27 protein-coding genes are annotated in these 26,336 nt (G+C 41.6%); 16 read left to right on the forward strand and 11 right to left on the reverse strand.

Translation table 11 applies throughout. The features are described from left to right. Positions 1 to 58: 58 nt before the first annotated feature. The gene (locus tag AAGA18_09745) at positions 59 to 814 is read right to left on the reverse strand and encodes a phosphoadenylyl-sulfate reductase (GenBank protein MEM9445621.1); all 756 of its coding nucleotides are present in this window, start codon (positions 812 to 814) and stop codon (positions 59 to 61) included. A 169-nt stretch (positions 815 to 983) separates the two neighbouring features. Here AAGA18_09745 and AAGA18_09750 point away from each other — a divergent pair, with 169 nt between their 5' ends. The 5 genes from AAGA18_09750 to AAGA18_09770 are packed head-to-tail and all read left to right on the forward strand — an operon-like array spanning position 984 to position 7,680. Then, the gene (locus tag AAGA18_09750; protein ID MEM9445622.1) at positions 984 to 1,448 is read left to right on the forward strand and encodes a thioesterase family protein; all 465 of its coding nucleotides are present in this window, start codon (positions 984 to 986) and stop codon (positions 1,446 to 1,448) included. A gap of 16 nt (positions 1,449 to 1,464) precedes the next feature. Beyond that, a complete protein-coding gene (locus tag AAGA18_09755; GenBank protein MEM9445623.1) occupies positions 1,465 to 2,718 on the forward strand; it encodes an AMP-binding protein in 1,254 nt (417 codons plus the stop codon). Between the two features lie 4 nt (positions 2,719 to 2,722). Next, the gene (locus tag AAGA18_09760) at positions 2,723 to 3,397 is read left to right on the forward strand and encodes an ABC transporter ATP-binding protein (GenBank protein ID MEM9445624.1); all 675 of its coding nucleotides are present in this window, start codon (positions 2,723 to 2,725) and stop codon (positions 3,395 to 3,397) included. Between the two features lie 4 nt (positions 3,398 to 3,401). Continuing rightward, positions 3,402 to 6,716: an ABC transporter permease gene (locus AAGA18_09765; GenBank protein ID MEM9445625.1), complete on the forward strand. Its 3,315-nt coding sequence runs from the start codon at positions 3,402 to 3,404 to the stop codon at positions 6,714 to 6,716. A 25-nt stretch (positions 6,717 to 6,741) separates the two neighbouring features. Beyond that, positions 6,742 to 7,680, forward strand: a complete 939-nt coding sequence (locus AAGA18_09770) for a LysM peptidoglycan-binding domain-containing protein (GenBank protein MEM9445626.1) — start codon at positions 6,742 to 6,744, stop codon at positions 7,678 to 7,680. 22 nt (positions 7,681 to 7,702) lie between these two features. Here the strand turns inward: AAGA18_09770 and AAGA18_09775 are convergent, their stop codons facing one another. The 4 genes from AAGA18_09775 to AAGA18_09790 all read right to left on the reverse strand — a co-directional run bounded on the left by AAGA18_09775 (position 7,703) and on the right by AAGA18_09790 (position 11,591). Next, positions 7,703 to 7,987 carry a hypothetical protein gene (locus AAGA18_09775; GenBank protein ID MEM9445627.1) on the reverse strand — a complete coding sequence of 95 codons (285 nt, stop codon included), beginning with the start codon at positions 7,985 to 7,987 and terminating at the stop codon, positions 7,703 to 7,705. 116 nt (positions 7,988 to 8,103) lie between these two features. Continuing rightward, a complete protein-coding gene (locus AAGA18_09780; GenBank protein MEM9445628.1) occupies positions 8,104 to 9,330 on the reverse strand; it encodes a S41 family peptidase in 1,227 nt (408 codons plus the stop codon). A 26-nt stretch (positions 9,331 to 9,356) separates the two neighbouring features. Then, positions 9,357 to 10,646 carry a phosphoribosylamine--glycine ligase gene (gene purD / locus AAGA18_09785; GenBank protein MEM9445629.1) on the reverse strand — a complete coding sequence of 430 codons (1,290 nt, stop codon included), beginning with the start codon at positions 10,644 to 10,646 and terminating at the stop codon, positions 9,357 to 9,359. Between the two features lie 99 nt (positions 10,647 to 10,745). Further along, the gene (locus tag AAGA18_09790; protein MEM9445630.1) at positions 10,746 to 11,591 is read right to left on the reverse strand and encodes an MBL fold metallo-hydrolase; all 846 of its coding nucleotides are present in this window, start codon (positions 11,589 to 11,591) and stop codon (positions 10,746 to 10,748) included. Positions 11,592 to 11,732: 141 nt separating this feature from the next. Between AAGA18_09790 and AAGA18_09795 the strand changes: the two genes are divergently transcribed. After that, on the forward strand, positions 11,733 to 12,458 hold the full coding sequence (locus AAGA18_09795) for a methyltransferase domain-containing protein (GenBank protein MEM9445631.1): 726 nt from the start codon (positions 11,733 to 11,735) through the stop codon (positions 12,456 to 12,458). A gap of 52 nt (positions 12,459 to 12,510) precedes the next feature. Beyond that, the gene (locus tag AAGA18_09800) at positions 12,511 to 12,759 is read left to right on the forward strand and encodes an NIL domain-containing protein (GenBank protein ID MEM9445632.1); all 249 of its coding nucleotides are present in this window, start codon (positions 12,511 to 12,513) and stop codon (positions 12,757 to 12,759) included. Positions 12,760 to 12,773: 14 nt separating this feature from the next. Here the strand turns inward: AAGA18_09800 and queA are convergent, their stop codons facing one another. Further along, positions 12,774 to 13,781, reverse strand: a complete 1,008-nt coding sequence (gene queA, locus AAGA18_09805; GenBank protein ID MEM9445633.1) for a tRNA preQ1(34) S-adenosylmethionine ribosyltransferase-isomerase QueA — start codon at positions 13,779 to 13,781, stop codon at positions 12,774 to 12,776. A gap of 137 nt (positions 13,782 to 13,918) precedes the next feature. On the opposite strand from queA, the gene AAGA18_09810 reads away from it, so the two are divergent. Beyond that, positions 13,919 to 14,539, forward strand: a complete 621-nt coding sequence (locus tag AAGA18_09810) for a type II secretion system protein (GenBank protein MEM9445634.1) — start codon at positions 13,919 to 13,921, stop codon at positions 14,537 to 14,539. Between the two features lie 75 nt (positions 14,540 to 14,614). On the opposite strand, the gene AAGA18_09815 is transcribed toward AAGA18_09810, so the two are convergent. Continuing rightward, positions 14,615 to 15,718: a serine/threonine-protein kinase gene (locus AAGA18_09815; GenBank protein ID MEM9445635.1), complete on the reverse strand. Its 1,104-nt coding sequence runs from the start codon at positions 15,716 to 15,718 to the stop codon at positions 14,615 to 14,617. A gap of 45 nt (positions 15,719 to 15,763) precedes the next feature. Between AAGA18_09815 and AAGA18_09820 the strand changes: the two genes are divergently transcribed. From AAGA18_09820 to AAGA18_09840, 5 genes are all read left to right on the forward strand, one after another. Continuing rightward, a complete protein-coding gene (locus tag AAGA18_09820) occupies positions 15,764 to 16,735 on the forward strand; it encodes an RluA family pseudouridine synthase (protein MEM9445636.1) in 972 nt (323 codons plus the stop codon). Between the two features lie 7 nt (positions 16,736 to 16,742). Further along, positions 16,743 to 17,654: a uracil-DNA glycosylase gene (locus tag AAGA18_09825; protein MEM9445637.1), complete on the forward strand. Its 912-nt coding sequence runs from the start codon at positions 16,743 to 16,745 to the stop codon at positions 17,652 to 17,654. 55 nt (positions 17,655 to 17,709) lie between these two features. Beyond that, positions 17,710 to 18,045 (forward strand): divalent-cation tolerance protein CutA, encoded by a 336-nt coding sequence (gene cutA / locus AAGA18_09830; protein ID MEM9445638.1) that lies wholly within the window; start codon positions 17,710 to 17,712, stop codon positions 18,043 to 18,045. 114 nt (positions 18,046 to 18,159) lie between these two features. After that, entirely contained in the window at positions 18,160 to 18,858 is a 699-nt protein-coding gene (locus AAGA18_09835; protein ID MEM9445639.1) for a winged helix-turn-helix domain-containing protein, read from the forward strand. 228 nt (positions 18,859 to 19,086) lie between these two features. Continuing rightward, positions 19,087 to 20,256, forward strand: coding sequence for an ATP-binding protein (locus tag AAGA18_09840; protein ID MEM9445640.1), 1,170 nt, complete (start codon positions 19,087 to 19,089; stop codon positions 20,254 to 20,256). On the opposite strand, the gene AAGA18_09845 is transcribed toward AAGA18_09840, so the two are convergent. Continuing rightward, on the reverse strand, positions 20,228 to 20,962 hold the full coding sequence (locus tag AAGA18_09845; protein ID MEM9445641.1) for a nucleotidyltransferase family protein: 735 nt from the start codon (positions 20,960 to 20,962) through the stop codon (positions 20,228 to 20,230). The genes AAGA18_09840 and AAGA18_09845 overlap by 29 nt on opposite strands. A 62-nt stretch (positions 20,963 to 21,024) precedes the next feature. Here AAGA18_09845 and cysK point away from each other — a divergent pair, with 62 nt between their 5' ends. Continuing rightward, positions 21,025 to 21,987, forward strand: coding sequence for a cysteine synthase A (gene cysK, locus AAGA18_09850; protein MEM9445642.1), 963 nt, complete (start codon positions 21,025 to 21,027; stop codon positions 21,985 to 21,987). A 70-nt stretch (positions 21,988 to 22,057) separates the two neighbouring features. On the opposite strand, the gene AAGA18_09855 is transcribed toward cysK, so the two are convergent. Then, positions 22,058 to 22,423, reverse strand: a complete 366-nt coding sequence (locus AAGA18_09855; protein ID MEM9445643.1) for a DUF4870 domain-containing protein — start codon at positions 22,421 to 22,423, stop codon at positions 22,058 to 22,060. Positions 22,424 to 22,488: 65 nt separating this feature from the next. Beyond that, positions 22,489 to 23,286, reverse strand: coding sequence for a GTP cyclohydrolase FolE2 (gene folE2, locus AAGA18_09860; protein MEM9445644.1), 798 nt, complete (start codon positions 23,284 to 23,286; stop codon positions 22,489 to 22,491). A gap of 126 nt (positions 23,287 to 23,412) precedes the next feature. On the opposite strand from folE2, the gene AAGA18_09865 reads away from it, so the two are divergent. Continuing rightward, positions 23,413 to 24,027 (forward strand): hypothetical protein, encoded by a 615-nt coding sequence (locus AAGA18_09865; GenBank protein MEM9445645.1) that lies wholly within the window; start codon positions 23,413 to 23,415, stop codon positions 24,025 to 24,027. A 2-nt stretch (positions 24,028 to 24,029) separates the two neighbouring features. On the opposite strand, the gene AAGA18_09870 is transcribed toward AAGA18_09865, so the two are convergent. Then, on the reverse strand, positions 24,030 to 24,299 hold the full coding sequence (locus AAGA18_09870) for a twin-arginine translocase TatA/TatE family subunit (protein MEM9445646.1): 270 nt from the start codon (positions 24,297 to 24,299) through the stop codon (positions 24,030 to 24,032). Between the two features lie 342 nt (positions 24,300 to 24,641). On the opposite strand from AAGA18_09870, the gene rpsA reads away from it, so the two are divergent. Then, the gene (rpsA, locus tag AAGA18_09875; protein MEM9445647.1) at positions 24,642 to 26,318 is read left to right on the forward strand and encodes a 30S ribosomal protein S1; all 1,677 of its coding nucleotides are present in this window, start codon (positions 24,642 to 24,644) and stop codon (positions 26,316 to 26,318) included. Positions 26,319 to 26,336 lie beyond the last annotated feature (18 nt).

Below are 26,336 nucleotides of genomic sequence, written 5' to 3' on the forward strand. Positions count from 1 at the left end.
GGCTTAGTGCTCCATCCACATTTCCTTGTGCCCTTAGGTGTTCGATTTATTTAAGGATCTAGATTGAAAAATCGATCTGGGCATTCTCGTGGATGCCGCATTCTCTTTTGAGGCCGAAGAAGCGAGTTTCTTCTATGGACATTCCATCGGAGTATTTTTGAGTGGTGTGGGTATCTCCAATAGAGACATAACCCTCATGCCATAGTGGATGGTAGGGCAGGTCATGCTTGGTGAGATAGTCATAGATATTTTTATCTGTCCATTCAACAATAGGGTGGAGTTTAAGGCGGTTTTCTTGCAGCGCAATAACAGAAAGATTTTCTCGACTGCTCGATTGAGCACGACGTAGTCCAGCGATCCAGACGTCTGCTCGCAGATCCCGAAGCGCGCGTTGCAGTGGCTCTACTTTGTTCATTTGGTTGTAGAGTTCAATACCTTTTTTTCCTTTTTCCCACAGTTTTCCATGGCGCGCTTCTTGCCAGGCGGCACTAGTTTCAGGGCGATATATTTTTAGATTGAGCTTTAAGCGTTCAGTCAAGTCGTCGATAAATTTGTAGGTTTCAGGGAAAAGATAGCCAGTGTCAATGAGGACTACTGGAATTTTTGGCCATATTTGTGTTGTCAAATGGAGAGTAACTGCTGCTTGTGCCCCAAAACTACTAGTCATAACAATTTTTTCAGGGAATTGATTGACAGCCCATTGAAGGCGCTCCTCGGCGCTGCGAGTCGTTAAGGTATTATTCAGTTCCCTAAGGTCTAGGTCTTGCCATGTTTGAGAAGTCGCTGCACTATCGAGTGAAGATGTATGATTCATGGCGATTTTTGGTGTTTTAGTAATAACCATGGATTGAAGATAATTCGAAAGTCTACAAAGTCTATCGACTTATTCAAGTATAGTTTGAGTAATTGGATGAAATTATCTGTAAGGTATTGATAATGAGTAAATTAGGTGATATAAATCTTTTCGAAAAAATGAGCAAGTAATGGCAATTTCAGAGTTTTCACAGAGGCAGCGAGTCGAGTTTGTAGAGACTGATATGGCTGGAATCATGCATTTTTCCAATTTTTTTCGGATGATGGAGCAAACAGAGCACGCATTTTTCCGTTCACTGGGAAGTACGGTTCATGAAAAAGTGGATGGTAAAACGATTGGTTGGCCTAGAGTAGAAGCGCACTGTGAGTATCTAAAGCCGCTAAAGTTTGAAGATGTCGTAGAGATTGTCCTGCGTATTGAGGAAATTCGAGAGCGATCACTAAAAATGCAATTTCAGTTCCAGAAAGTTATGAAGACTGATGGAAATAGTGAGGTTTTGGAAAAGGTTGCAAGGGGTTATCTGACGACGGTTTGTGTAGAGTTAGGCAGAAAAGAGGGGCAGTTGAAGTCGCGCAGTATTCCGGAGTCGTTTTTAGTGCAAATTAAAGAACATAACGATTTAGAAATGGCGTAAGTTACCTAGGTGTCTTATGAATCTCCAAGCTCAGCAGCTAATAAGCCTAAATGATTTGTTGCGGCAGCTTCGCGAGACCAATCCGTTTTTTAGCAAAAAACTGAAAGAGTCGGGTGTAACCGAAGATATTAAGAGTTTGGAAGGCTTTACAGAAAAATTTCCGTTGTTGAAGAAGCAAGATCTTGTGGATGATCAGAAAGTTAATCCACCTTATGGTACAAATTTAACTTATCCAATTTCAGCCTACACTCGTTTCAGCCAAACAAGTGCAACAAGCGGTGCAAAGCCAGTAGTCTGGCTAGATACAGATAAGAGCTGGGCATGGATGGTTGAAAATTGGGTGAAGGTTTATCAATGTGCTGGAGTAAGCAAGGATGATAGAATTTTTTGTGCATTTTCATTTGGTCCATTTTTGGGGTTCTGGACAGCTTATGAAGCGGCTCATGAGTTAGGTTCTCTTGTAATACCAGGTGGCAATATGGATACGCTAACTAGAATAGAGATGGTTCGACGTCATAAGGTTAGTGTTTTGTGTTGCACACCGACCTATGCAATAAGGTTTTTTGAGATTGCAAGAGAGCAATCGATTGGGCCAAGACAACTGCATTTGGAAAAAGTTTTAGTAGCGGGGGAGCCTGGAGGTAGCTCTTTTGCGTTTCGGAAATATTTTGCGGAAGTTGCGCCTGGGATTGATCTTATCGATCATTATGGGATGACAGAAGTCGGTCCTGTTGCTGTTAGAGATCCAGAATACCAAGATACTTTGCAAATCTTTGATCATCGATATCTTGCGGAATTGATCGATCCAGAGACAAAAGCCTTGATTGCAGTAAGTGATGAAGCTGTTGAAGGTGAATTGGTTTTAACACCACTAGGGCGATCAGCCACTCCAGTATTAAGATATTGCACTGGAGATTTAGTTCGAATGAAAAAAACTAAGGGGCGAACTTTATTAGAAGGAGGTATTATCGGCCGTATGGATGACATGGTGATTGTGCGCGGTGTAAATATCTATCCTACAGCGATTGATGGGGTTTTGCGTGAGTTTCCTCAATTAAAAGAATATCGAGTAACGCTGGACAAAACTGCTAGTTTGCCGGAATTATTATTAGAGGTAGAGTTAGATGGACAGAGAAACGAGGATATTGCCAAGAAGATGCAGGAGCGTTTCCATCAGGTTTTTGCTTTGAGGATTCCCGTAGAAACGGTTCCAGAAGAGAGCTTACCGAGGTTTGAAATGAAGGCCAAACGTTGGATCATTAAGGAATAAAATAATGGTTGAGATAAAAGGTCTTAGTAAAACATACCAAGAAGGTTCCTCAGAAGTAGAGGTGTTAAAACAGGTTGATCTAAAAATAAGTAAAGGTGAGTCTGTCGCAATTCTAGGGGTATCTGGTTCTGGCAAGAGCACGTTATTAAACCTCATAGGTGGTTTAGATGAACCAAGTCGCGGTGAAATTTTTGTAGGTGATCAGGCTTTACATAATCTCAGTGAAGAGGGACTAGCTAGATTTCGTAATGAGATTGTGGGTTTTGTTTTTCAGTCTCATCATTTACTCCCACACTGCTCAGCGCTAGAGAATGTCCTGATTCCAACTTTGGCTAATGAGTTCCTAGGTAATCAGCTAGAGGCTGAGCGGCGTGCGAACGAGTTGCTTGAGCAAGTGGGCCTAAAGGATCGGGTAGATCATTTGCCAGGAGAGTTATCTGGAGGTGAAAGGCAACGTGTTGCGGTGGCTAGAGCATTAATCAATGAGCCTGTATTGTTGCTGGCAGATGAACCTACAGGCGCATTGGATCGTCAAAACGGAGAGCAATTGATGGATCTATTGGTTAAGCTAAATCGAGAGAATAAGCAAACACTGATCATGGTGACACATTCTGAGGTTTTTGCAAAGCAGATGAATAAGCAGTTGCGCTTGGAGCAGGGATCACTTGCTGAGAGTTGAACTTATGAATCTATTAAATCTTACTATTCGCAATGCGAAGTTTTACTGGAGAGATCATTTAGGTTTAGTTCTAGGAGCATCATTAGCTACAACTGTCTTGTTGGGAGCACTAGGTGTGGGTGATTCCGTGCGAGAAACGCTAGTGCAAATCGTAAATGCAAGAATTGGGAAAATTGATTATTTATTGTTTTCCAAAGATCGTTTTTTTCGTCAGGAATTAAGCCAAGACTTAAGGGAAAAGCAAAAAGGTCTTGTAGCTTCGGGCGCCATGGTTGTTGGAACGGTTGCTACGCCAAGTGGAAACAGTAGAGTCAATCAAGCTCAGATAATGGGTATGGAGGCTGACTTTTGGAAATTTGCGCCTGAGCTGATAGATTGGAAACCAGAAGGTAAAAAAGTAGGTATTAATCAAGCTTTGGCCAATCAGTTGTCAGTTAGACCTGGTGATACCATTGTTCTAAGGATGGAGAGACCTTCCTTGATATCTCGAGATGCGCCTATATCTGGTGGAAGGGATTATCTAGAATCGATTAGATTGGAAGTAGACAGAGTGCTAGATGCAAAATCTTTCGGTCTTTTTAGTTTAAATGCTAGCCATCTAGCTCCATACAATGTGTTTATTGATCAGAAATCACTCGCTAAGACCTTAGGTTTTGAGAGTAAGGCTAATCTACTTCTCATTGGGGATGTTGAAAAGCAGGGCGTTACTTTATGGAGTGAAGCTTTAGAGACTTGCTTCAAGTTACAAGACTTTGCTTTGAATTTAAAAGATCTGAATCATGGTCAGTATGAGCTTTCATCTGATCGTGTCTTTATTGACACTCCTCTGCAAAATAGGTTGTTAAAAGTTAACAATGATTCTTACGGTGTAGTCACATACTTAGTGAATGAGATAAAGCCGTTAGAAGATCATAAAAATTCTTTGTGGACACCTTATTCTATGGTGACTGCAGTTGATCCCAAGCAAGTTGGCTTTTTACCGGATGATTTAGATAATGATGAGGTCGTCATTAATCAATGGTTAGCCGATGATCTAGATCTTTCAATAAAGGATAAGATTGCACTTCGGTATTATGTAGAGGGTGAAAGGCGAGAACTTATAGAGCAAGAAACAGTGATGAACGTTCGTGCTATTTTACCGATGCAAGGACCGCAAATAGATTCTAGATGGATGCCCGATTTTCCTGGAATCTCCGAAGAAGATAATTGTCGCGAATGGGATCCTGGCGTGCCGATTGATTTGGATAAAATTCGTGAGAAAGATGAAGTTTATTGGGATGAGTATAAAGGTGCTCCTAAAGCCTATATGACTTTGGCTAAAGGAAAAAAAATCTGGGGATCGCGTTTTGGAGAGCTAACAGCTATTCGTTACACCGCCAGTAAAAGCCTACGTACTGATTTGAGGTCCAAGATTCAAGGGATGGATCTAGGTCTAATGCTTCTGCCTTTCGCTGAGATAGCGCACAAGGGAGGAAAAGCGCCATTTGATTTCTCAGAACTTTTTTTGAGTTTTAGTTTTTTTATTATTCTGGCTTCAGCTTTTTTAATGGGTCTGTTTTTTGCATTTTCTTTAGAGCAGCGCAGTCGGGAAGTTGGTGTTTACCTTGCTGTTGGCTGGAGTCGAAAAAAAATAAAACAACTGGTTATAACAGAAGGCTTGGGTATGTCTGTTTTAGGATCGATCCTTGGAGTGCTATTAGGCGTAGCCTATACTGTGTTGATGCTTTGGGGACTTGATTCAATTTGGAAGGGAGCTGTTGGTGAGATTGATTTTATTTTCCATATTTCTGCTATGTCTATCATAGTAGGTGTGCTTCTTAGTCTTGGTATAGCTTGGGTATCGATGTTTTGGGTTTTAAGGAAGCAGTTTGCTAGTTCGGTTCGAGAGTCGTTGGCTGGGCTTACACATCATGAATTCAGTGTCAGAATAAAACCGAGTGGTAAAAAATTTCGTTGGTCATGGGTAATGATTGCAGGTGCATTCCTGTCTGTTTTTGTGCTGATGTTACGAGGTCAAGCAGCCAGCGGTGTGATTCAATCTGGCATGTTTTTTGGTGCGGGAGCTTTGGCCTTAGCCGGAGGGATCTTGGTATGCTCGGAATGGTTCATCTATTTGGCTAAAGGAGCAAACCTAAAAAATACCTTCGGTTCACTATCACAACTCGCCGTTAGAAATGCAGCTAGGAGACGTAGTAGAAGTTTGGTGGTAGTTGGAGTATTGGCATGTGGGGTTTTCTTGCTGATATCCGTAGGTCTTTTCCGAAAAGATGCCACGGTTCAGTCTGAAGAAAGAAGTTTTGGGACAGGCGGTTATGTTTTATGGGGCGAAACTACTGTTCCACTTTATGATGATCTTAATAGAACAAGTGTTCAGGAGTCTTTGGGGTTTGCGGGAGGTGTTTTGAATGGAGTTGCCTTTTTGCCATTTCGAGTCAAAGAAGGAGATGAAGCCAGTTGTTTAAATCTAAATACTGCTCAGTCGCCAAGGATTCTTGGGGTGAAAAGCCAGGACTTAGAATCCAGAAAGGCGTTTAGTTTTTCGAGTAAAGCGAATAATCAAGGAAAAGGTTGGGCTCTGTTAAGAGATAATCTTGGGGAGAGAGTCATTCCTGCAATAGGCGATTTGAATTCACTCACTTGGTCACTGGGTTTAAAAATTGGTGATGAAATAAATTACCTAGATGATTTTGGAGAACCTTTTCGCATAAGAATAGTTGCAGCAGTAACAGGAAGCTTATTGCAGGGAAGTTTAATCATAGATGAGGAGGCTTTTCGAAATATCTTTGTAGATGAAGGAGGTTATCAGGCATTTTTAATCGATAGTGATGAAGGACATTCTGAGAAAGTGGAAGAGGAATTGTCTCGTGTTCTTGGAGATTATGGTATGTCTGTGACAACGACCTGGGAAAGACTAGCACGACTTTATGCTGTGGAAAATGCCTATATCTCCATGTTTCAAGTCTTAGGAGGACTTGGGTTGATTTTGGGTAGTATTGGTGTGGCCGTGACTTTACTGAGGAATGTGATGGAGCGTAAAGTGGAGTTTAGTCTAATGCGGGCAGTAGGTTTCAGTAAAAAGAACGTTAGGTATTTAGTGGTAAAAGAAAGCTTTCATCTAATGGCTTGGGGTTTAGCGCTAGGGGTGATGGCATCCTTGCTAGCAGTTATTCCAGCGTTATCAGCAAATTGGAGCTTTTCTATGCTATTATGGCTTTTCATGATGATGCTAGTTCTGTGCTTGATGGGTATCTTATTTAGTTGGAGAGCAAGTTCATTTGCTCTACAGCGGGCCAATGTTCAAGTATTGCGTGCAGAGTAGCTAGACTTATCATTTCTAGATAACCATGAATTGGACACGTCGAGACTTTCTAAGTAGTGCCTATATCATCATAGGGGGATATTGTCTTGATCTTGAGGCGTCAAATTTATATGCGGCTACTGAAAAACTAAGAACTTACACCGTCAGAAAGGGTGATTCACTTAGTTCTATAGCAAGAAAGTATAAGTGTAGTGTGTCTTTATTAAAATCTGCGAATGGCCTTAAACAAGATACGATCCTAATCGGTCAGAAGTTAGAGATTCCTTCGCCGTCTAACCAGAAGTCCCACAAAGTTGTAAAGAAGACCTATACGGTAAAAAAGGGTGATACGATTAGTACAATTGCTCGTAAAATGAATAGTCATATCTCCGCCATTCGTTCAGAGAATAAGTTGAGAAATGATTTGATATACATCGGCCAAAAAATTGTAGTGCCAATTCAACCTGTTTCCTCCAAAAGGGAATCTAGCAGATCGTTTGTGTTTTTGAATAAGGCAATCGGAGGCCGGATCAAGGTTGCAAATTTAAACCGTAAACGCTGGAAGTATATCGTAGCACACCATAGTGGAACACCAGTTGGTAGTGGTGCTATTTTTGATGCTTATCATCGCAGTCGTGGTATGGAAAACGGCTTAGCCTATCACTTTGTAATTGGCAATGGATCTGATTCGGGCGATGGGCAGATAGAGATTTCAGAAAGATGGCGAAAACAAATACATGGAGGACATGTGAAATCAAATTGGTACAACCAAAACTCAATTGGTATTTGTCTAGTCGGTAACTTCCAAAAAAAGAAGCCTTCACGCAATCAAGTGGCATCTTTTATTGAGCTCACGAATTATTTACGCAGCGATCTACTTGGCGGTAAACCGAAGTTAATGTTGCACCGAGAAATTAAAAACGAGCGGACTATTTGTCCGGGCAAATACTTCCCAGCGCAGGCGATGCACAAGCTATTTGGATAAGATCTCTCCAAAAGAGCTAAATTTAGCTGCTCAAGACGCAATGATAACGACGGCTCAAAGGCACCCAGCGTGAGCTGATAAGCTTGCCGTTGCAGGTGATTCTTACGCCACCTTGCTTAATAGAATTGTCGATGGAATTGTAGCACCGAAAAGCTGACCCGCTGTGATGACTCACAGAGATTTCTCTCCATGCATCTGAATATCTGCCTCCATGACGTTCGATAACCCATACCTTCTGTTTGCTTTTAGAATGAGTTCTAGGCTTTATGGCTTGTTTGAAGATATTTTCTGTAATGAATTTGATCATGATGTTTCCAGGTATTGTCTTCGACCTAGAAACAGAAAAGCTTACGAATTAGCTTAAATTTGAGCTTATAATTTTGATAGCTATTGAATGGAATCTAATGACCTTCATAAACTGAATTATTCTGATTTGCTAAGGGCGGCAGGTGGCGTTTGCTGAGTGATATGTATGCTGCGTATGATGCTAACAGCCTTTTGTAAAAAACTGTCTCGCAGAGTTAGATTATTATCTCTAAGAGAGTTTGGCTTTTTTAGTGCAGAATTTTTATCGGGTTGCTCAAACCAGTTGCGTCTAGGAAACGGTGTGATTTCTGAAATTGTGTTCGATACTTTACTCTCGATAGCCAGTTCCCAGGCTTCAGTAGTTTGCTCATTCTCTGGCAAAGGGATATCTGGAATAATAGGTTTACCCAGTAGATCAGTTTGATCTGGTAAAATCGCAGTTGCTTTAGCTAGTCGAGCATAGCGGCCTGAAGGCAGTTTTTTAGATGAGGTGAATAGTCCAGCTTCTCCAGAGGTTTCAGTGCCAAGGAGAATGGCATTTAGTTGTTTCTTGAGATAGGAGGCAATAAGTTCTCCGGCTCCGCGGGTGTCCTTATTTATTACGATGAGTATGGGGAACTTGGCCGGAATATTAAGAGGTTGGCTGCTTGAATCAAACTCACTTAGTGTTGAGCTAGAGTCTTGGACAGAAAATAGTGGAGTGTTAGGTGATACAAATAAGCTTAGGAATTTTGCTGATAAACTGAAATCAGTTTGCTCGTAAAAAAAACGTAGATCTAGAATGAGTCCAACTATTGCTTTCTCGTGCCATTCTGGCCACAGAGATGTCAGGTCGTTAATATCCTGTTCACGAACACTGGTTAGTCGTAGGTAGGCAATATTATGCGCAAGTAGCTCCAATACATTATGCTCGTCTGCGGAATAAATTTGAAGAGGTGCAAAAGTGACTTTGATTTTATCAGGCGCGTTTTGGATATAGCTAGAAACATTTTCAGGTTTGAGGGGCTGAGAAAGGAGTGAGGCGCTATCAATATAATCTGTACGCAATAGGTTGAGAAGAATGTTTGTGTCCTTTGGTGTTAGTGATAGCAAAGGCTGCTGCTTTTCCATTTCATTTAAGGGCCTATTTTCCTGCTGATCCTTTTTATCAGAGTCTCCAAGAGTATTGATTTGTGTTAGTTTTTCGGAAATATCTTGGCTTGCGATAGGAGTTTGCTCCTTTTCGGTGAAATTTGTGGTTAAGAGGAAAAAGTAAACGATGGAACCGCCCATGAGAAAAGCGGCAGCTAGAGCACTAAGGAAAAGGGGGGTTGAGATTTGTGGTAAAGATTTTTTGTTACTCATGATGTTAGACTTTAGGTCTATAGAATCTAGTGGGGTGTCATGCTATCAATAGCCTTTTGTCCAATGTCGTTACGGTATTGGCGGCCATCAAATTGTATTGTTTTGTTAAGTTTATATGCTTTTTCGCGAGCTGACATGAAATCCTGGCCTAAAGCAGTGCAAGCCAAAACCCTACCCCCTGCGGTCACGACTTGATCGTTTTCTTTCTTTGTGCCTGCATGAAAGATGATTTCTTCATTGGATTGATTGGTCTCGAGTCCCGTGATGGAGTCGCCTGTTCTAGGCTGTTCAGGGTATCCCTGTGATGCAGAAACAATAGTTACTGCAGAGTCATTCTTGATTTTGATCTTATACTTATCAAGTGTCTCATCAATAACTGCTAAGATGAGGTCTAAAAGAGGTGTTTCAAGAAGGGGCAAGAGAACCTGTGTTTCAGGGTCTCCAAAACGACAATTAAATTCGAGGACTTTAGGCTTACTATCTTCAATCATAAGCCCACCGTAGAGGACACCTTTGTAATCGATGCCGTCTTTTTGGAATTGAGCTAGGAGAGGCTTGAAGATGGTTTCTTTGATAGTGTTGAGGATTTCTGGTGTAACAAGAGGTGCTGGAGCATAAGCTCCCATACCCCCTGTATTAGGGCCTTGGTCGTGATCGAAGATACGTTTATGGTCCTGAGATGTAGGAAGGAGTTGATAGGTTTGTCCATCTGTAAAAGCATGAATAGAAGCTTCTTGCCCAGTGAGGAATTCTTCAATAACCACTTTACTGCCAGCGTCACTAAAGCTTTTATCGTCCATAATTTGTTGGATGGCAGCGAGAGCTTGGTCTAGGTCTTGTGAAATAATAACCCCTTTACCAGAAGCTAAGCCATCAGCTTTGACCACTATTGGAAATTCCTCTTTATCCAAGGATTGGAGATATTCTCTAGCAGCGTTACTATCTGTAAAAGTGTGGCTTGTGGCGGTAGGTATATCTGCCCGAGTAAGTAATTCTTTGGTGAAATGCTTACTGCCTTCGAGCTGCGCGGCTTTTTTATTGGGGCCAAAAACTTTTAGGCCAAGATTTTGTAGTTCATCAACCAAGCCAGCACATAGGGGAGCTTCCGGACCTACAACCGTTAGATCTGGCTTGTTAACGTTCGCCCATGCGGTGAGGTTAACCACATCTGTGTTTTTGATGGGAATATTTTCTCCAATGCATGCTGTTCCTGCGTTTCCCTGGGCAAAAAATAACTGAGTCACACGAGGATCCTGTGCTAATTTCCAACCCAGGGCGTGCTCTCTTCCTCCACTTCCAACAATAAGAACCTTCATATTAATCACAAGAACATGCCTGAGTAGGTAGTAAATGTAAATGGGTGATTTCTGCAAGGAGTATATTGATTTTGGCAGGAGGCGGTGAAATAAATCAGATTATGGTGTAGGAAAAATAAAGACAGTTGGTTCAGCAGGTAGTTTTTGGCTAGAAAGGGCTAATGCATTGCTCTCTAGATGGATAGTTTTATGATTTTCTAACCCACTCTCATCTAGGTTTCTCATTTCATAAGCTCCTGACTTCGGGGTTTTATAAAGAATAGGGATAATTACCTTGGCTTTTAATTCCTCAGCAATGTCCCACCAGTGTTTAGGTGTTAGAGCCTTATTGCCGATTGGTAAGAAAAGCACATCCGTGCGGCCTATTTTGCGCCGAAGAGTAGCGTTAATTCGATGGCCGAGAGCGCCTAATGCACAATAGCGAACCTGATCTATGCTAAAAGTGAAGATAGTATTGAGGCCCACGCCTTGTTCTAATTGAGAGTCTCGAAAGGATGAGATTCCCTTAAAAAGGATACCATTAGACTGATTTGTTCCAATAGCAGTGAGACTCATAAAAATTTGAGGGTCTCCAATTAAGCGGTGCCAATCAGATCGGTCCGGAGTGTTCGCAGTTACTAATACAATGTCAGCTGATAAATTATTGGGAAAAGTGTAGTTTACTTTTTTATAATCGAACGGATCGATAGCTACGCGTATATCGGTGCTTGTAATGAGATAGAGAAACCCATGTCCTAGCCAGCTAATTTTAGTCCGAGGCCTTGGATCATCTTGGGAGTTCTTTTTTGCATCGTTAGCTTGATTATTTTCTTTGGCATCACTGCTTGAAATGGCCTCCGAATGGTTTTGGTGTGTTCCTCTTGCTTGATCTAGAGCATATGAAGGAGCGTTGAAAGTAGCTAAGAGAAGCAAGCAATAAAGTAGGGGCTTCCGTAAAGCAAACATATAACCATTATTCAATAGTGGGATATCTATTGTGTTCAAGAGTTAATTTATGCACCTATTCCAGGTTTTTGAACCATAACCCAGGATAGAAATCTATATTTCTACTATCAGAAAATTGAAAGACCTTTTAAGATAAGATTTATGAATTCTGAAAGATCGGAAACAGTCGGAGATTTTATTCAAGCTGCAAGTGCTCAGTGGGAGTTTGGCGAAAAAACAGCGGAGTATTTTGATCAGCATGTACAGCGTTCTGTTCCGTTTTATCACGAATGTCATGAATTAGCGCTTCGGCTGTCTGATTACTTTGTCATGGAGCAATCTGTGGTCTATGATTTAGGTGCTGCAACTGGTGTGTTGCCCGAAAAACTGGCCAGACGACATGAGGCTAAAGATTGTCAAATCATTGGAGTGGATGCTGAAGAGGCCATGGTTAAAAGAGCTCAAGCTCGATGTGCAGATTACAAGCGTATAGAAATACGCCATGGCAATGTGATGGATTTGGAATGGCAGCCAACTGATTTCGTAACTTGTTTTTATACACTACAATTTATTCGACCTAAAGTCAGACAGCATTTGGTCAACCTGATCTACCAAAACCTCAACTGGGGCGGCGCATTTTTATTGTTTGAAAAGGTAAGAGGTCCAGACGCACGTTTTCAAGATATGATGAACGCTTTGTATACAGACTATAAACTAGCTAATGGTTATTCTGGTGATGAGATCGTGCAGAAAACAAGGAGCTTAAAAGGAGTTCTAGAGCCTTTCTCTACCCAAGGTAACTTAGATTTGTTTAAAAGAGCAGGCTTTGTGGATGTTATGACGGTCTACAAATATGTCTGCTTCGAAGGTTTTTTAGCTATTAAATGAATGATTGTAAGCTTATACAGGTCATTGTAAGTTGTTTTTAAGATGATCTACCATGTCGGAATATAAAGCACGTTACTGGCTCAATTTTGATGAGCAGCATTGTGGAAAGCCTTTAGTCTACGAGCTCTCTAAGCGATTTGACATAGTATTTATCATACGTCAAGCGTCCGTGAATCACGAAGTAGGAGTGATCGGGATGGAGCTTGCAGGTGCTAGGGAAGTTATCAAACAGGCTGTCGTCTGGCTAGAGAAGCAAGGGGTTAAAGTTGAGCCCGTAGAAATTCAGACCATTGAGGGGTAGATTGATAAGGGGCCTTATAAAATTAGCATGGCGTCGCCATAAGAATAAAATCTGTATTTTTTATCGATAGCTTCTTGATAAGCCTTTTTTTGTAAATCATGACCCATAAATGCTGCTATGAGCATGATTAATGTCGATCCAGGTAAATGAAAATTGGTGATCAGGCTATCAACTCGTTTAAAAGAGTAGGGCGGGTGGATAAAAATATTTGTGTCACCTGGACCTGAATTTAGCTTGGGATTGCTTTCTAGAACACGTGCGCTGGTTGTGCCTACCGCTATTACTCTTTCAGCAAGTTTTACTTCTTCAGATAAACTTTCTGGAACCCAATATCTTTCACGGTGCATTTGGTGGTTCTTGATTTCTTTAGCTTTTACAGGTCGAAAAGTTCCTAGACCTACATGGAGTGTGATGAATTGATGATTAAATTGATTTAGAAGTTCTGAAGTAAAGTGTAGTCCAGCCGTTGGCGCTGCTACGGAACCTTCCTTTTGGGCATAAGTGGTTTGATAATCTGAAAAGTCTTCATTCTGGAAAGTATCTTCATCAGACGCCTCTCTGGCCTTTTGGATGTAGGGGGGGAGAGGGAGTTCACCGAATGTTTTTAAATCTGGCTTTTGATAAAACCTCATCACTCTTGAGCCATCTTCTAGTGTGCGCAGAATTTCAAATTCTGGTCCTTTGAGATCGGTTCCTCTTTTTTCTAAACGATATTTATTACCTGGTAATAACTTTCTTGCGGGTTTGCCTATAGCTAACCAGTGGTTAGGAGAAGTTTCTTCTAACAGAAGTAATTCGATTTTTCCTTTTTCAGCAAATAGTCGAGCAGGAATTACTTTGCTGTTGTTAAGGATTAAAAGATCTCGAGGCGTGATCCATTCGCTCAGTTGGTGAAAGCTGCTGTGGAAAATCTGCCTCGTTTTTCGTTCTATGACCATGAGTTTAGAACGGTCTCTGGGGTAAGTAGGCTTTCGAGCAATAAGTTTAGAAGGTAGTTCAAAATGAAAATCGTTGGTCTGCATGGATATGTAAAGGATATTATTTAAGTGCTTCCGCCCTGATAGGTTGCATCTAAAATCAAAGCCAATGACTTTATAAAGCAATTATTTACATTGCTTTGTTTTGACAAAATTATGGGAAGTCATTACCATAAGAAGCTATGATAAAACTTAGATCCCGTAAAGGTTTTACGCTTGTCGAGCTGCTTGTGGTTATGACGATTATTGCTCTTATTATTGGCTTAGCTGTGCCAGGACTAGCAGCAGCGAGAAAGGTTGCATCTAGAATCAGTGACACTAATAATGCGAGAAATTTAGTATTAGCACTTAATCTAGCGGCTCAAGATTCTAATGGATTGTATCCTACTGGGGCATCCTCCACTGAGGTTTTCGAAGAACTTGTTCATAATCGATACATTGATGATGAAAGGGTCTTTGCAGGGACCAATACACCCAATCCTCCAAAAATCGATCCAGGTAATCTGCCAGCTTTTACCTTGGACCCAAGAAATGTGGCATGGGCTTATGTAGATAACCTCACTACAAATTCACCAAGTCGTTGTCCGTTGGTTTTAACTAAAGGCGTCAAAGCCTTCACTAATCTGGGTGTTGTCAGCCCTGAGTTGCCTGCTATGGCTAGCGCGGATTCCCCGTGGGGGCCAGACGGGGTCGTTGTGGGAACAGTTGGAGGGAGTGCAGAATTTATAAAGGCTAACCCGAATGGGACAGTAGACCTTGGGATTACAGGGGCAGAAAACCCTGTTTTATCACCTAGCTATTGATAAAACCCTTCATAATTTCTTATCCTTTTCTAGCGTTGGTGGCCAAAGAGTTTCAAAATTAGTTTAGCAGTGGCTCTAGACGCTTTGTGAAATACGGTGCAACAGATATGCTCCGATGATGAGGATTACTAGACCAACTAGTATAGCTATTAACAATATAGCCTGTTTGTTGTTCGAGACGCTATCTTCAATTTGGGTAACCGTAGGTGGGGCGGCAGCATTAAAGGGTTTTGAAGAAAGTCTGCGTTTTGCGTCTTCAAGTTGCGCTATAAACTCATCGTAACTCTGGAAACGGTCATCGCGATGGCGAGCCATGCATTTGGTGATGGCATAGACAGTTTGTTCACTTACATTGGGGGCATATGTGGCTAGAGGCAGGGGAGTATTATGTAAATGCATGCTAGCTACGAGCTCAGCTGTATCAGCATCAAATGGAGGGCGCCCAGCTAAGGAATGATAGATAGTGACACCTAAGGAGTACATATCACTTCGGAAGTCTTCAGGTATACCTTCTAGCCTTTCAGGAGAGACGTAGTAGGGAGTTCCCCATATTTCACCGTCAATTTCATCGGCTGTCTCAGGCGTTAAAGCTAGTCCAAAATCCACTACCTTGGGGGTTCCATCGTTGGCAATCATCATATTGCCAGGTTTGATGTCACGGTGAATGAGTTGACCTTTTTGTAAGGCGAAATTTAAACCTGAAGCGATACCAATAGCAATGTCAATGGCTTCAATTTCAGACAATTTTTTTCGTCTAGAAATTTCGTCATCTAAGGTATTATCGCCTAAGCATTCCATGACTAAATAGTATTGCCCCTCGAATTGACCAAATGAATAAACTTGAACAATATTTGGATGGGCGAGGGATGAAGTAATCTCGACTTCGCGTAAAAAGGTTTCGATGAATTTTTTATTTTCCGACAGGGAAACTTTAAGAACTTTAATGGCAACAATGCGATTGAGATTTTCATCCGTTGCTTGAAAGACAGATCCCATACCTCCTTCACCAAGCTTGTGTTCAAGTCGAAAGTGGTCAAACTTGGAAAATACAGAAAATTGGTAACTGCAATAGGGGCATACCACACCCGTGCCTACGTCGAGACCTGAAACATCCACTTCCTTTAAACAACTTGGACAAAGGTTTAGAGCGGTATTAATGATGTTCAAGATAGTTTTCATGATATCATTGATAAAAGCTGCGGCAACACTTTAATAGAAAGAGATTTGAAGATTTATTACATAAAAGCCCAAGAACTTAAAAAAAAGAGAAGATTTGACCAGGCGTTGGCAGAGAAGTTAGAGATTTCACGAATGCGGGTGAAGCAACTTATTGAAAGTGGAAGTGTTCTTGTCGATGGCGAGGCTGTAGGAGCCCGAGTCAAGTTGGAAGGTAATGAAGAGATAGAAGTTTACATGCCAGACCCTAAGCCTATGGCTTTAAATCCTGTGGAGATGGATTTAAAAATTCTATACGAGGATAATGACTTTTTAGCACTAAATAAGAATGCTGGTGTTACGGTTCACCCTGGTGCAGGAGTTCGAGATGCGACTTTAGTTGCGGGGCTTTTACACCATTGTCAAGGGGAGTTATCTGGCATTGGAGGGGTTGAGCGTCCAGGTATAGTGCATCGATTAGATAGGGATACAAGTGGTATACTTATTGTAGCTAAGAATGATCAGGCGCATCTTGGATTATCTGAACAATTTCAATCGCGTACTATCCAAAAATTCTACCAAGCCTTTGTTCTGAAAAAACCTCCGAATGAGAAGGGCACTTGGGATGGTTCAATTGGTCGGCACCCGGTTCAAAGGCATAAAATGTCCGTTTTAAAGAATGGGAGACATGCGAGAACAGATTATTGTATTATAGAGGAACTTTGCCGTGTGAGTCATGAAAAAAGTCAACAATCAGCAAGGTGGGCGACTTTCATAGAGCTACAAATTCATACTGGAAGGACACATCAGATTCGTGTTCATAGTGCTCACGCCGGTTGCCCGGTGATTGGGGATAGAACGTATGGAGGAAACGTGAAATGGCCTTCGGAACTAGGTGTTCAACGGCAGCTCTTACACGCTTCTCGTTTACACTTGAGGCATCCTAGGACAAAGGAAGAGTTGCAATTTGTTGCTCCGTTACCTGAGGATTTTTGTTCCTTTTATGAGGCTGTTAGTGGTAAAAAGTTTGTGTATAAATGATGTCGCTATGAGCTCAAATTTCAAACAAGTCACACTCGAGTATATCAAGCAGCTTCAAGTATTAGGGTTAAAAGAAGTTGAGGTTGAAAGTGATCTTATCAATAGGCTAGTAGATTTTGGTAAGTCTGGTCATGTGTCTCATCAAACCACTTCAGCGCTGAGCACTTTTTCTAAGTCCGGTGCTTATGAAACGGACAGGATTTGTTTATCCCAGAGAGTAGAAGAGCAGAAGAATTCTCTGGCTTCAAGTGAAATGGTGGGAATAGAGAGGTCTATTGATGAGACATCAAATAAAGTTGAGGAATTGGCTGCTCTACAGCAAACCGCTTCGGTTTGCCAGAAGTGTCAACACTTAGCGAGCAGTCGCACACAAGTGGTATTTGGTGTTGGAAATCCTCATGCCGACATCATGTTTGTAGGCGAAGCTCCTGGTGCGGATGAGGATCTCAAGGGAGAGCCTTTTGTGGGTGCTGCGGGCCAGCTTTTAACCAAGATGATTGCTGCTATGGGTTTGACGAGGGAGAAAGTTTATATAGCCAATGTGCTTAAGTGTCGGCCAGACATGCCCCAAGGCGCTCCGGGTAATCGCAAACCTACTTTGAGTGAAATGACAACTTGTCGTCCTTATCTAGCAGCCCAAATCAGTATTATAGAACCAAAAGTCTTGGTAGCACTAGGTTCTACGGCTATTGAAGGGCTGATGGGAGAAAAAATGTCAATTACAAGGACAAGGGGAATGTGGCATGATTTTCAAGGAATACCGCTCATGCCAACGTATCATCCAGCTTTTTTACTCTATCAAAGGGATCTTGCTTTAAAACGTCAAGTTTGGGAGGATCTGCTTGAGGTAATGGAGCGAGTGGATATGGCCATCTCCGAAAAGCAGAGAGGTTTCTTCTTAAAGCAGTTAAGAAGCTAGGGCTAGGAATCATGAAGGTCTGGACATAACAATTAATTTATAAATACTTTTGATTATGATGGAATCCAGGGGGTTAGTTCAGCTAGGGCTATCTACTGCGCCAACACTAGAGATAGCCAGGCAGTTAGCTAGTCAGTTATTAAAGGATAAGCTAGTAGCTTGTATTTCAATTATACCAGGGGTGGAATCACACTACATTTGGAAAGGAAACCAAGAGCTGGAAAATGAAGTCTTATTGCTTATAAAACTTAAGAAGGAATTAGTGGATAAATTCAAGGAAAGATTTAGGCTATTGCACCCTTACGATTGCCCTGAATTGCTCTTTTTTGATGCTGAGAATGGCCTAGAAGCTTATTTAAAATGGATAAATGAAGGCTCCAATCTGCCATAATGACATGAAATGGTGATGGAAATGGGTAAAATATTCAAATTGTCACCATGCTGTAACAATTGAAGTATAGAATTTTCAGAAAGTTTCCCTAGTGAATAAAGTAAACGGAGAGATATGAGTTCTAAAATCCTTGTAATAGAAGATGAACCAGATGTTCTAGATTTAGTGGCCATGAACTTAAAAGCTTCTGGTTATATCCCGATTGCAGCAGAAAATGGTCAAATCGGTTTAGCTAAAGCTAGGTCTGAAATGCCTGCACTGATCTTATTAGATTTGATGCTTCCGCAAGTTCCTGGCTTAGAGGTCTGCAAGGCTCTGAAGAAGGAAACACTTACCTCTCAAATCCCTATTATTATGCTTACTGCAAAGTCTGAGGAGGTTGATCGCATTGTTGGACTTGAGCTAGGTGTGGATGACTATGTGTCTAAACCTTTTAGTCCGCGCGAGCTTATCTTGAGAATAAAATCAGTCTTGCGACGCAGTAAAGGTCCTGTAGAGGCTGCGGAACGTGTCAAGATTGGAGAACTCATATTGGATCATGCGAAGCATGAAGTAACCGTCCAAGGTGAGATGTTATGCCTTACGGCTACCGAGTTCAAACTTCTAGCTATTTTGATGGAAAGACGCGGAAGAGTTCAAAGTAGAGATCGACTATTGAATGATGTTTGGGGATATGAGAGTGTCATAGATACTCGAACCGTCGATACGCATATTCGGCGCTTAAGGGAAAAGCTAGGTGTTGCTTCTGACTACATTGAAACAGTCCGCGGAGTTGGATACCGCATTAGTGAATCAATGCTTATGGCAATCTAATAGCTGATTGGTTAAGCCTAGATGATTCTATTTGTATCAAGTTAGGAAGAAGAGGGCTGAAGCGAAAACAGCTTAAAGGATCTCACAGAGGGTTTTTTATCGTATGCTCTAGTATCTCCTATGTGGTATCTCATCTTAACAGCGATTGTTTTCCTGATATTTGTGGCAGCCTTTCTATACTACAAGGTGCTTCAGCCAATCGCAGTAATTAGGAAATTAACGCACGAAATGGCACTAGGAGAAGTGCCAACTGGTTTTATTGCAAAAGGGAAGTTCGGTTTAGCTCAAGTTACACGTAATCTTGAGGCCATTGCGCATCGTTTAAAAGATCTTGAGCGAAATGCTGAGGCAGAAAATTTTAGCTTGAGAGCAATTGTATCAAGCATGGTCGAAGGGGTGATGGTAGTAGATACAACAGGCCGAATTTTGATGGCAAATGAAGCCCTTAAAGAGATGTTTCATTTCAAAGCAGAAGTGGTAGGACGGACAGTTATTGAAGTTTTAAGACATCCTATCATTTTAAAAGCCATAGATGAAACAAATCAGAAAGAGCGCGGACATTTGCAGGAAATTGAGCTTTCAGATTTGGTTGATGAGGAGCGAATGGGCAGAATATTTGAGATGAATTCTGCTCCTTTACATGACACCCATGGTAAGTTATCTGGAGTTGTCGTGGTTTTTCATGATATATCCCGTATCCAACAACTAGAGCAAGTAAGACAAGAGTTTGTTACAAACGTTTCCCATGAGCTGAGAACACCGCTTTCAATTTTTAGAGGATACCTGGAAACATTATTGGAAACGCCTGATTTGCAAGCAAAAGATAGCAGTCGAGTTCTTCATGCCCTAAACCGGCACTCTAACCGACTTACTGCGCTGGTGAACGATCTTCTTACCTTGGCAAGGCTGGAATCAGGTCGCCCTGAACTTTCTATGGTGACGTTGAATATTGAGCAATTTTTTGTGAGGCTTAAGGAAGATTGGGATATGCTTTTTTCTAGGAAGAAATGTGAATTAGTTCTCGATATTGGTAAGGGGGTAGAATCTATAGAGGGAGACCCTCTTAAGCTTGAGCAAGTAGTCTATAACTTATTAGAGAATGCATTAGAGTATTCAGCTGAGAATGAAAAAATAATTCTCGGAGCAAAGTTTAACTCAGAAAAACGGTCTATTGATTGCTTTGTGATGGATCATGGAATTGGTATTCCAAGAGAAAAGCTCATACATATTTTTGAGCGTTTCTATCGAGTAGATAAAGCCAGATCACGTGATTTGGGTGGTACGGGATTGGGTCTATCTATTGTAAAGCATGTCATCAATTTACATAAAGGTGAGGTTTGGGCAGAGAGTAAGCTTGGTAAAGGAACAACTATTTGGTTTCGTTTACCTTTGGCATAGCATTTGAGGCATTGAGTTGTGCTAAAACTTCAGGATCTCTCACATCTGCCCAATGGCCTTTAAGTTCGAGGCCTTTAATTTTAAGTCCATCCTGAGCCATGGATCTTATGGCATCAGTAAGTTCGTATTCGCCACGAGGCGATTTCTCTAATGTAGCAGTGTATTTGAATAATGCTGGCTTAAACGCATAGATACCAGCATTATACCAAGGAGTAGAGACTGTTCCAGGCTTTGCTTTTTCAACCAGATCTTTCAGAAAGAAATCGTTGTTAAACACGGCTGCTCCTCCTGATTTTAAGTTTTCACCTTTCCGAACGGTAATCACACCATCATGAGTGAAAACTTCTAGTATATTAGCGTAGTCTGTTTGATCGACTAAGATATCTCCATAGACAAGTATAAAAGGAGAATCACCAATCCACTCTTTAGCCACCTCAGGTGCTTTGCCAGTTCCATTTACAACCTCCTGCCTTCCATAATGCATGCAGACATTGAAAGAAGACCCACTACCGAAATACGCTTCAATGATCTCTGCTTGGAAGCCTGTAATAATAAAGAAGTCTCGGATAGCTGTTTTATCCCGCAAGCCTTCTATGATATGTTGCAAAATAGGTTTCCCCCACACCTCAATCATAGGCTTAGGAACTGATTTTGTGAGCTCACGCATACGTGTACCCTTGCCAGCCGCTAGAATTAGTGCTTTCATCTTGGCGATAGTAATAACGAATATCGGATCAAAAATCTAATTAAAACGAGAAGGAACCCAATATGCCCCTATACAACAATGTTGTTGAGACCATTGGAAAAACCCCATTGGTAAAACTGAATCGCGTGACTGAAGGTGTGGATGCGACCATTGCGCTTAAATGTGAATTTTTTAATCCGTTAGGCAGCGTAAAAGATCGTATCGGTGCTGCAATGATTGAAGCCGCTGAGCAGGAAGGTAGACTAAAGGCTGGAACAACCATTATTGAGCCAACTTCTGGGAATACTGGAATTGCTTTAGCTTTTGTAGCTGCCGCTAAGGGATATAAACTTATATTGACCATGCCCGAGAGTATGAGCTTAGAGCGCAGAACGCTCCTGGCTATGCTAGGTGCTGAACTCGTTTTAACACCTGCTGCTAAGGGGATGAAGGGTGCCATAGCTAAAGCTGAAGAATTGTTGGCAGAAAACGATAATTCTTGGATGCCCCAGCAATTTAAAAATCCTGCCAATCCAACTGTTCATCAGAAGACAACTGCTGAGGAGATCTGGAAGGATACTGATGGGAAAATTGATATCCTTGTATCAGCAGTGGGAACTGGTGGAACAATCACAGGTGTCAGTGAGGTGATAAAGAAGCGCAAATCTGACCTGGTTTCCATAGCGGTAGAGCCTGAGGATTCTCCAGTTATTTCTCAAACGAAGAATGGAGAGGAGTTAACACCCGGACCACATAAGATCCAAGGCACAGGGGCAGGTTTTGTTCCTGACAATCTTCACTTAGACATCGTTGATGAAGTAATTAAGGTATCCAACGACGCATCTTTTGAGATGGCTCGTCGTTTAGCTAAAGAAGAAGGGTTACTCGTAGGTATTTCGGCAGGTGCAAACGTGGTGGCAGCTATGGAAGTTGCAAAGAGACCTGAAAATAAAGGTAAACTCATTGTCACCATTGGCTGTTCGACAGGAGAGCGCTACTTGTCTACACCATTAGCCGAAGCCGCTAGACAAGCTGTAGGTAGTTAAGGCTGCCGCTTACAACTCGTTAAGAGGCTTTACCATGAATGTTGTAGAGCCTTGTATGCGGTTTTGTGTCTCAAGATATTAGGCGAATGGCAGCAGGGTACCTGTAGCTAACACCTTTGCTGACTTGGGTGGCTGCAATTACTGTAAAGACTAATTCCAGGATGGGTATTATCCACAATAAGGGTAGACTGACAACTAGGCCGACTATGGTAATACATATGAGCAGACATATGATCATGTAAATAACTAAGGTAATTTGAAAATTGAGCGCTTCCTTTGCTTGTTCTGCAGCAAAGGGCATGTCATCTTTTTTGATCTGCCAAATAATGAAGGGGATAACAAAATTGATCAGTGGTAAGATACTCCAGCCTAAGAGTGTTCCTAAATGAGCCGCCATAGCCCAGTAGTTTTCTTTTCGTGAAACTTCCCGATTCATAGATTCAGTCTACATTTGTCAAGACATCCACTCTATTACAATTTGAAAGAAAGTTATAATATGGATTACAGATGATTTTCGATCATAGCGTAGGCCGAGTGATTATGAATGCTTTCCATATTTTCTGCTTCAACTTTATACCACGAAATATCTGGATGTTTGTTACAGCGGATCGCAATGTTACGGACTAAGTCTTCCACAAATACTGGGTTATCGTAAGCCATCTCGGTAACGTGTTTTTCGTCAGGTCGCTTGAGGAGAGAATACAGTTCGCAGCTAGCTGACTCTTCGACTAATGAAATAAGATCTTCTAACCAGACATGTTTATCTTCTCTCAAGAGAACTTCGAGAGTGACATAGCCTCGTTGATTGTGAGCACCTCTCTCGCTAATAGCTTTACTGCAAGGGCATAGAGTTGCTACCGGAACGGTGGTCATTAATTTAAATGCTAGTTCATCACCATGCATCTCTGCATCGAACCTACATATATAGTCCATAAGTCCCATCGCTCCAGTGACTGGTGCTAATTTTTCGACGAAATAAGGAAACTCTAGCTCTAGGTGGGCAGAACGAGCATCTAACTTTTGCTGTAAGGCTTTTAGAATATCAGGAATGTTTTGCACCTTTATGAGTGAACCATGCGCATTTAGCACTTCGACAAAACGTGACATGTGCGTGCCTTTGAAGTGGTGGGGTAGATCTACGGATAGAGCGATGGTGGCTACCGTATTTTGGTGTTCTCTAGCTTTATCAGCTACAGAGACAGGATGCTTAAGTCCCTTTACACCTACCTTGTTAATCGAGATATTGCGATCATCCTGTTTGTTTTGTGTATCTTGAAGATTGTCAGAGGCTATAGACATAGTTAAATAAAAATTTTGCAGATAAAAGCCAAGAAATATATCATATTCTAATAATACTGGCAAACTTACCAATATGCCTTTGTTTCAAAGGTGTTAGTGATAACCAGAGCTTTTTTAATTAACACGATGCCAAGGAGAAAAACGACTCGTAATAAAAAACAATGGCTTCCAATGGTTGGCTGGATAATTGCTAGTTTAGTTATTCTAGCATTTTTTCTTCCTTGGGCGCGATTGGAGCCCGCTTCATTGATCGGTCATGTAAGCTCTTTAGTGGAGAAAATTGCTGAAGATGAAGAAGATGGCTTCTTACAAGACTGGGTCCTGATGCGCGAGAGGGAATGGGATCTTCTGTTTAGGTCCCCAGGTCAGGGGCTATCTGGGTTTCAATTGGTTATGACCGTAGTGGAAGAGGATATTTCCAATCAATTAGCCAGAGCATGGATTAATATGTTGCTTGGGTCAGAGGATGCTAAATTTACTATGGGATCGATAGCATTAGCTCCCATCTTAGCGGTAGTAATTTCTTTGGGATTGGTCTTTAATCAGGTTCCGCGTTTGTTTTATACGATTACAGCACTAGGCTGCTTGATTTATTATTTAATTTTGAGGTGGAAGCTAAATGAATCGTTTGGTGAACGGATTATCTTACACGTCGAGCTGAGCTACGGAATATGGATTACGCTTTACGGCATGATATGTTTGACTTTGATATGTATTTTGAAGCTAATTATTAAGGATTAACGCTATCCTTTAGGCTTTTTCTGCTCATCGCCAGCCGCTTTTTCGATGCTCTTCTTAACTTCATTAGCTTCCTTGGAAACTTCTTCCCCGGCTGTATGGAGCTCTCGGTCAAATTCGGCTTTTGCTTTGCGGAATTCACCAAGACTTTTCCCAATACCTCTTGCCAGCTCTGGGAGTCTTTTTGCACCGAAAAGAAGCAAAACAGCTAGGAAAATAAGAACAAATTCCCAGCCACCGGGCATCCCAAAAGCAAGAAACAACGAACCATTCATAATATTAGGGTAGCTAGGGGCTAATTTTGAAGCAATAGGAAAGTTAGCCTAGCTATTTTATTTCTATTCGGTCAAATCGCAGAAAATAAGGATTGAGGAGAGGAGCTTAAAATGTTCGGGTTTAAGGCTTAAAAATAAGCCTTGCCCGGCCGAAGTAAGTATCTTAGCATCCACAACCCTGTTTGAAAGTTTCATAAGTATGAGACGGCAGGAAATTAACACTATAATTATATATTATCTGGCCAAACAGTTTCCTGTTTAGCATTTCAAGGAAAGCGAACACCGCCGTATTCGGGTGATTGACTTGTTTATATACAGCATTCGCTTGCCTTACCGTATCTTATGAAAAATCTTGAAGAACTACTAGCAGCTTCCCTGCAAAATTTTAAAGAAGGTAGCATTATTAACGGCACCATTATCGAAAAGCGCCCTAAAGAAGTCGTTATCGATATTGGCTATAAGTCTGAGGGAGCTGTAGGTCTCGATGAATTTGAAGAGCCCTCTGAAGTAGAAGTTGGTCAGGAGATTGAAGTTCTTCTGGAAAAATTAGAAGACGACGAAGGCATGGTCGTCTTGTCTTACCAAAAAGCAGCTCAGAAGCAAAATTGGGATAAAATTGTGGCAGCCTTTGAGGCAGGACAAAATGTCAAGGGCCGTGTCCGAAAAGTTGTTAAGGGTGGTTTGATGTTAAATGTGGGAGTTGAGGCCTTTATGCCAGCTTCTCAAATTGATATCATGCCTCCAAAGAATCTTAAAGAGTATGAGGATCAAACTCTGGAGTGTAAGATTGTTAAGATTAATGAAGAGCGCAAGAACGTCGTTCTTTCGCGCCGTGAATTGATTGAAGCAGAGCGTGCTGAGAAACGCTCACAACTTCTTTCCAAAGTTGAGAAGGGTGTTGTCGTTAAGGGGGTGATCAAGAACATCACAGACTTTGGAGCCTTTATTGACCTAGATGGTTTGGACGGGCTTTTACACATCACGGACATCAGTTGGGGACGGATCACACATCCATCAGAGCAGTTATCAATTGGACAAGAACTGGATGTGATGGTTTTAGAAATTGACCGCGAGAAAGAGCGTGTTTCTCTCGGGTTGAAACAACGTTTTGAGAATCCATGGGAGAAAATTGCTGAGAAATATCCTGTAACTACGGAAGTCAAAGGTAAAGTAACAAGCCTCGTTCCTTATGGTGCCTTTATAGAGCTGGAAGAGGGTGTAGAGGGACTAGTTCACGTTTCTGAGCTCTCCTGGACTAAGCGCATCGCCCGTGCTTCAGATGTTTTGGCTACAGGCGATATTGTCACTGCTGTTGTGACTGAAGTAAGCAAAGAAGACCAAAAACTTTCTTTGAGTGTTCGTCAACTGGAGTCCAATCCTTGGGATGAAATTCACATGAAATATCCTATCGGCCGCTCAGTTAAGGGAATTATCCGTAATCTAACGGCTTACGGTGCCTTTGTTGAGTTAGAAGAAGGAATTGATGGGATGATCCATGTATCAGATCTCTCATGGACTCGTAAAATCAATCATCCTTCGGAAGTGCTTAAGAAGAATGAAGAGGTTGAAGCACAGGTCCTGGGGATCGATAAGCAGAATCAGCGCATTAGTTTGGGTGTCAAACAACTCAATGATGATCCATGGAAAGAAATTGACCAAAAATATAAGATTGGTGACCTTGTTGAAGGTAAAGTTACCAAGGTTGCTAGCTTTGGAGCTTTTGTTCAATTAGCGGATGAAATTGATGGGTTGGTTCATATTTCTCAAATCAGCGATGAACGGGTAGAGAAAGTGAAGGATGTGCTCAATGTTGGTGATGATGTTTCTGCGAGAGTGATCAAAGTCGACAAAACAGAACGTCGCATTGGCCTTTCTATGAAGGCTGCGGATTATACTCCAGAGCAGCTAGAGAAGGAGCGCCAAGCATTAGAAAGCATGCGCGCTGGCGATATGCTTGGAACGATGAGCGAAGCTTTCGAAAAGGCAGAGGAAGAATTCCGCCCGGGAGAAGAATCTTAATAGGAACTTTTTTTATTA

The organism is Verrucomicrobiota bacterium (assembly GCA_039192515.1).
Taxonomy (GTDB): Bacteria; Verrucomicrobiota; Verrucomicrobiia; order Methylacidiphilales; family JBCCWR01; genus JBCCWR01.

Excerpts from the sequence above, each read along its gene's own strand:
- AAGA18_09855 (MEM9445643.1), bottom strand. The coding sequence starts at position 22,423 with ATGAATCGGGAAGTTTCACGAAAAGAAAACTACTGGGCTATGGCGGCT.
- AAGA18_09750 (MEM9445622.1), top strand. The coding sequence starts at position 984 with ATGGCAATTTCAGAGTTTTCACAGAGGCAGCGAGTCGAGTTTGTAGAG.
- AAGA18_09790 (MEM9445630.1), bottom strand. The coding sequence starts at position 11,591 with ATGTTTGCTTTACGGAAGCCCCTACTTTATTGCTTGCTTCTCTTAGCT.
- AAGA18_09795 (MEM9445631.1), top strand. The coding sequence starts at position 11,733 with ATGAATTCTGAAAGATCGGAAACAGTCGGAGATTTTATTCAAGCTGCA.
- AAGA18_09775 (MEM9445627.1), bottom strand. The coding sequence starts at position 7,987 with ATGATCAAATTCATTACAGAAAATATCTTCAAACAAGCCATAAAGCCT.
- AAGA18_09865 (MEM9445645.1), top strand. The coding sequence starts at position 23,413 with ATGCCAAGGAGAAAAACGACTCGTAATAAAAAACAATGGCTTCCAATG.
- AAGA18_09745 (MEM9445621.1), bottom strand. The coding sequence starts at position 814 with ATGAATCATACATCTTCACTCGATAGTGCAGCGACTTCTCAAACATGG.
- rpsA (MEM9445647.1), top strand. The coding sequence starts at position 24,642 with ATGAAAAATCTTGAAGAACTACTAGCAGCTTCCCTGCAAAATTTTAAA.
- AAGA18_09825 (MEM9445637.1), top strand. The coding sequence starts at position 16,743 with ATGAGCTCAAATTTCAAACAAGTCACACTCGAGTATATCAAGCAGCTT.
- AAGA18_09800 (MEM9445632.1), top strand. The coding sequence starts at position 12,511 with ATGTCGGAATATAAAGCACGTTACTGGCTCAATTTTGATGAGCAGCAT.
- AAGA18_09845 (MEM9445641.1), bottom strand. The coding sequence starts at position 20,962 with ATGAAAGCACTAATTCTAGCGGCTGGCAAGGGTACACGTATGCGTGAG.
- cysK (MEM9445642.1), top strand. The coding sequence starts at position 21,025 with ATGCCCCTATACAACAATGTTGTTGAGACCATTGGAAAAACCCCATTG.
- AAGA18_09770 (MEM9445626.1), top strand. The coding sequence starts at position 6,742 with ATGAATTGGACACGTCGAGACTTTCTAAGTAGTGCCTATATCATCATA.
- queA (MEM9445633.1), bottom strand. The coding sequence starts at position 13,781 with ATGCAGACCAACGATTTTCATTTTGAACTACCTTCTAAACTTATTGCT.
- folE2 (MEM9445644.1), bottom strand. The coding sequence starts at position 23,286 with ATGTCTATAGCCTCTGACAATCTTCAAGATACACAAAACAAACAGGAT.
- AAGA18_09765 (MEM9445625.1), top strand. The coding sequence starts at position 3,402 with ATGAATCTATTAAATCTTACTATTCGCAATGCGAAGTTTTACTGGAGA.
- AAGA18_09810 (MEM9445634.1), top strand. The coding sequence starts at position 13,919 with ATGATAAAACTTAGATCCCGTAAAGGTTTTACGCTTGTCGAGCTGCTT.
- AAGA18_09840 (MEM9445640.1), top strand. The coding sequence starts at position 19,087 with ATGGCACTAGGAGAAGTGCCAACTGGTTTTATTGCAAAAGGGAAGTTC.
- AAGA18_09755 (MEM9445623.1), top strand. The coding sequence starts at position 1,465 with ATGAATCTCCAAGCTCAGCAGCTAATAAGCCTAAATGATTTGTTGCGG.
- AAGA18_09835 (MEM9445639.1), top strand. The coding sequence starts at position 18,160 with ATGAGTTCTAAAATCCTTGTAATAGAAGATGAACCAGATGTTCTAGAT.
- AAGA18_09760 (MEM9445624.1), top strand. The coding sequence starts at position 2,723 with ATGGTTGAGATAAAAGGTCTTAGTAAAACATACCAAGAAGGTTCCTCA.
- purD (MEM9445629.1), bottom strand. The coding sequence starts at position 10,646 with ATGAAGGTTCTTATTGTTGGAAGTGGAGGAAGAGAGCACGCCCTGGGT.
- AAGA18_09780 (MEM9445628.1), bottom strand. The coding sequence starts at position 9,330 with ATGAGTAACAAAAAATCTTTACCACAAATCTCAACCCCCCTTTTCCTT.
- cutA (MEM9445638.1), top strand. The coding sequence starts at position 17,710 with ATGATGGAATCCAGGGGGTTAGTTCAGCTAGGGCTATCTACTGCGCCA.
- AAGA18_09870 (MEM9445646.1), bottom strand. The coding sequence starts at position 24,299 with ATGAATGGTTCGTTGTTTCTTGCTTTTGGGATGCCCGGTGGCTGGGAA.
- AAGA18_09815 (MEM9445635.1), bottom strand. The coding sequence starts at position 15,718 with ATGAAAACTATCTTGAACATCATTAATACCGCTCTAAACCTTTGTCCA.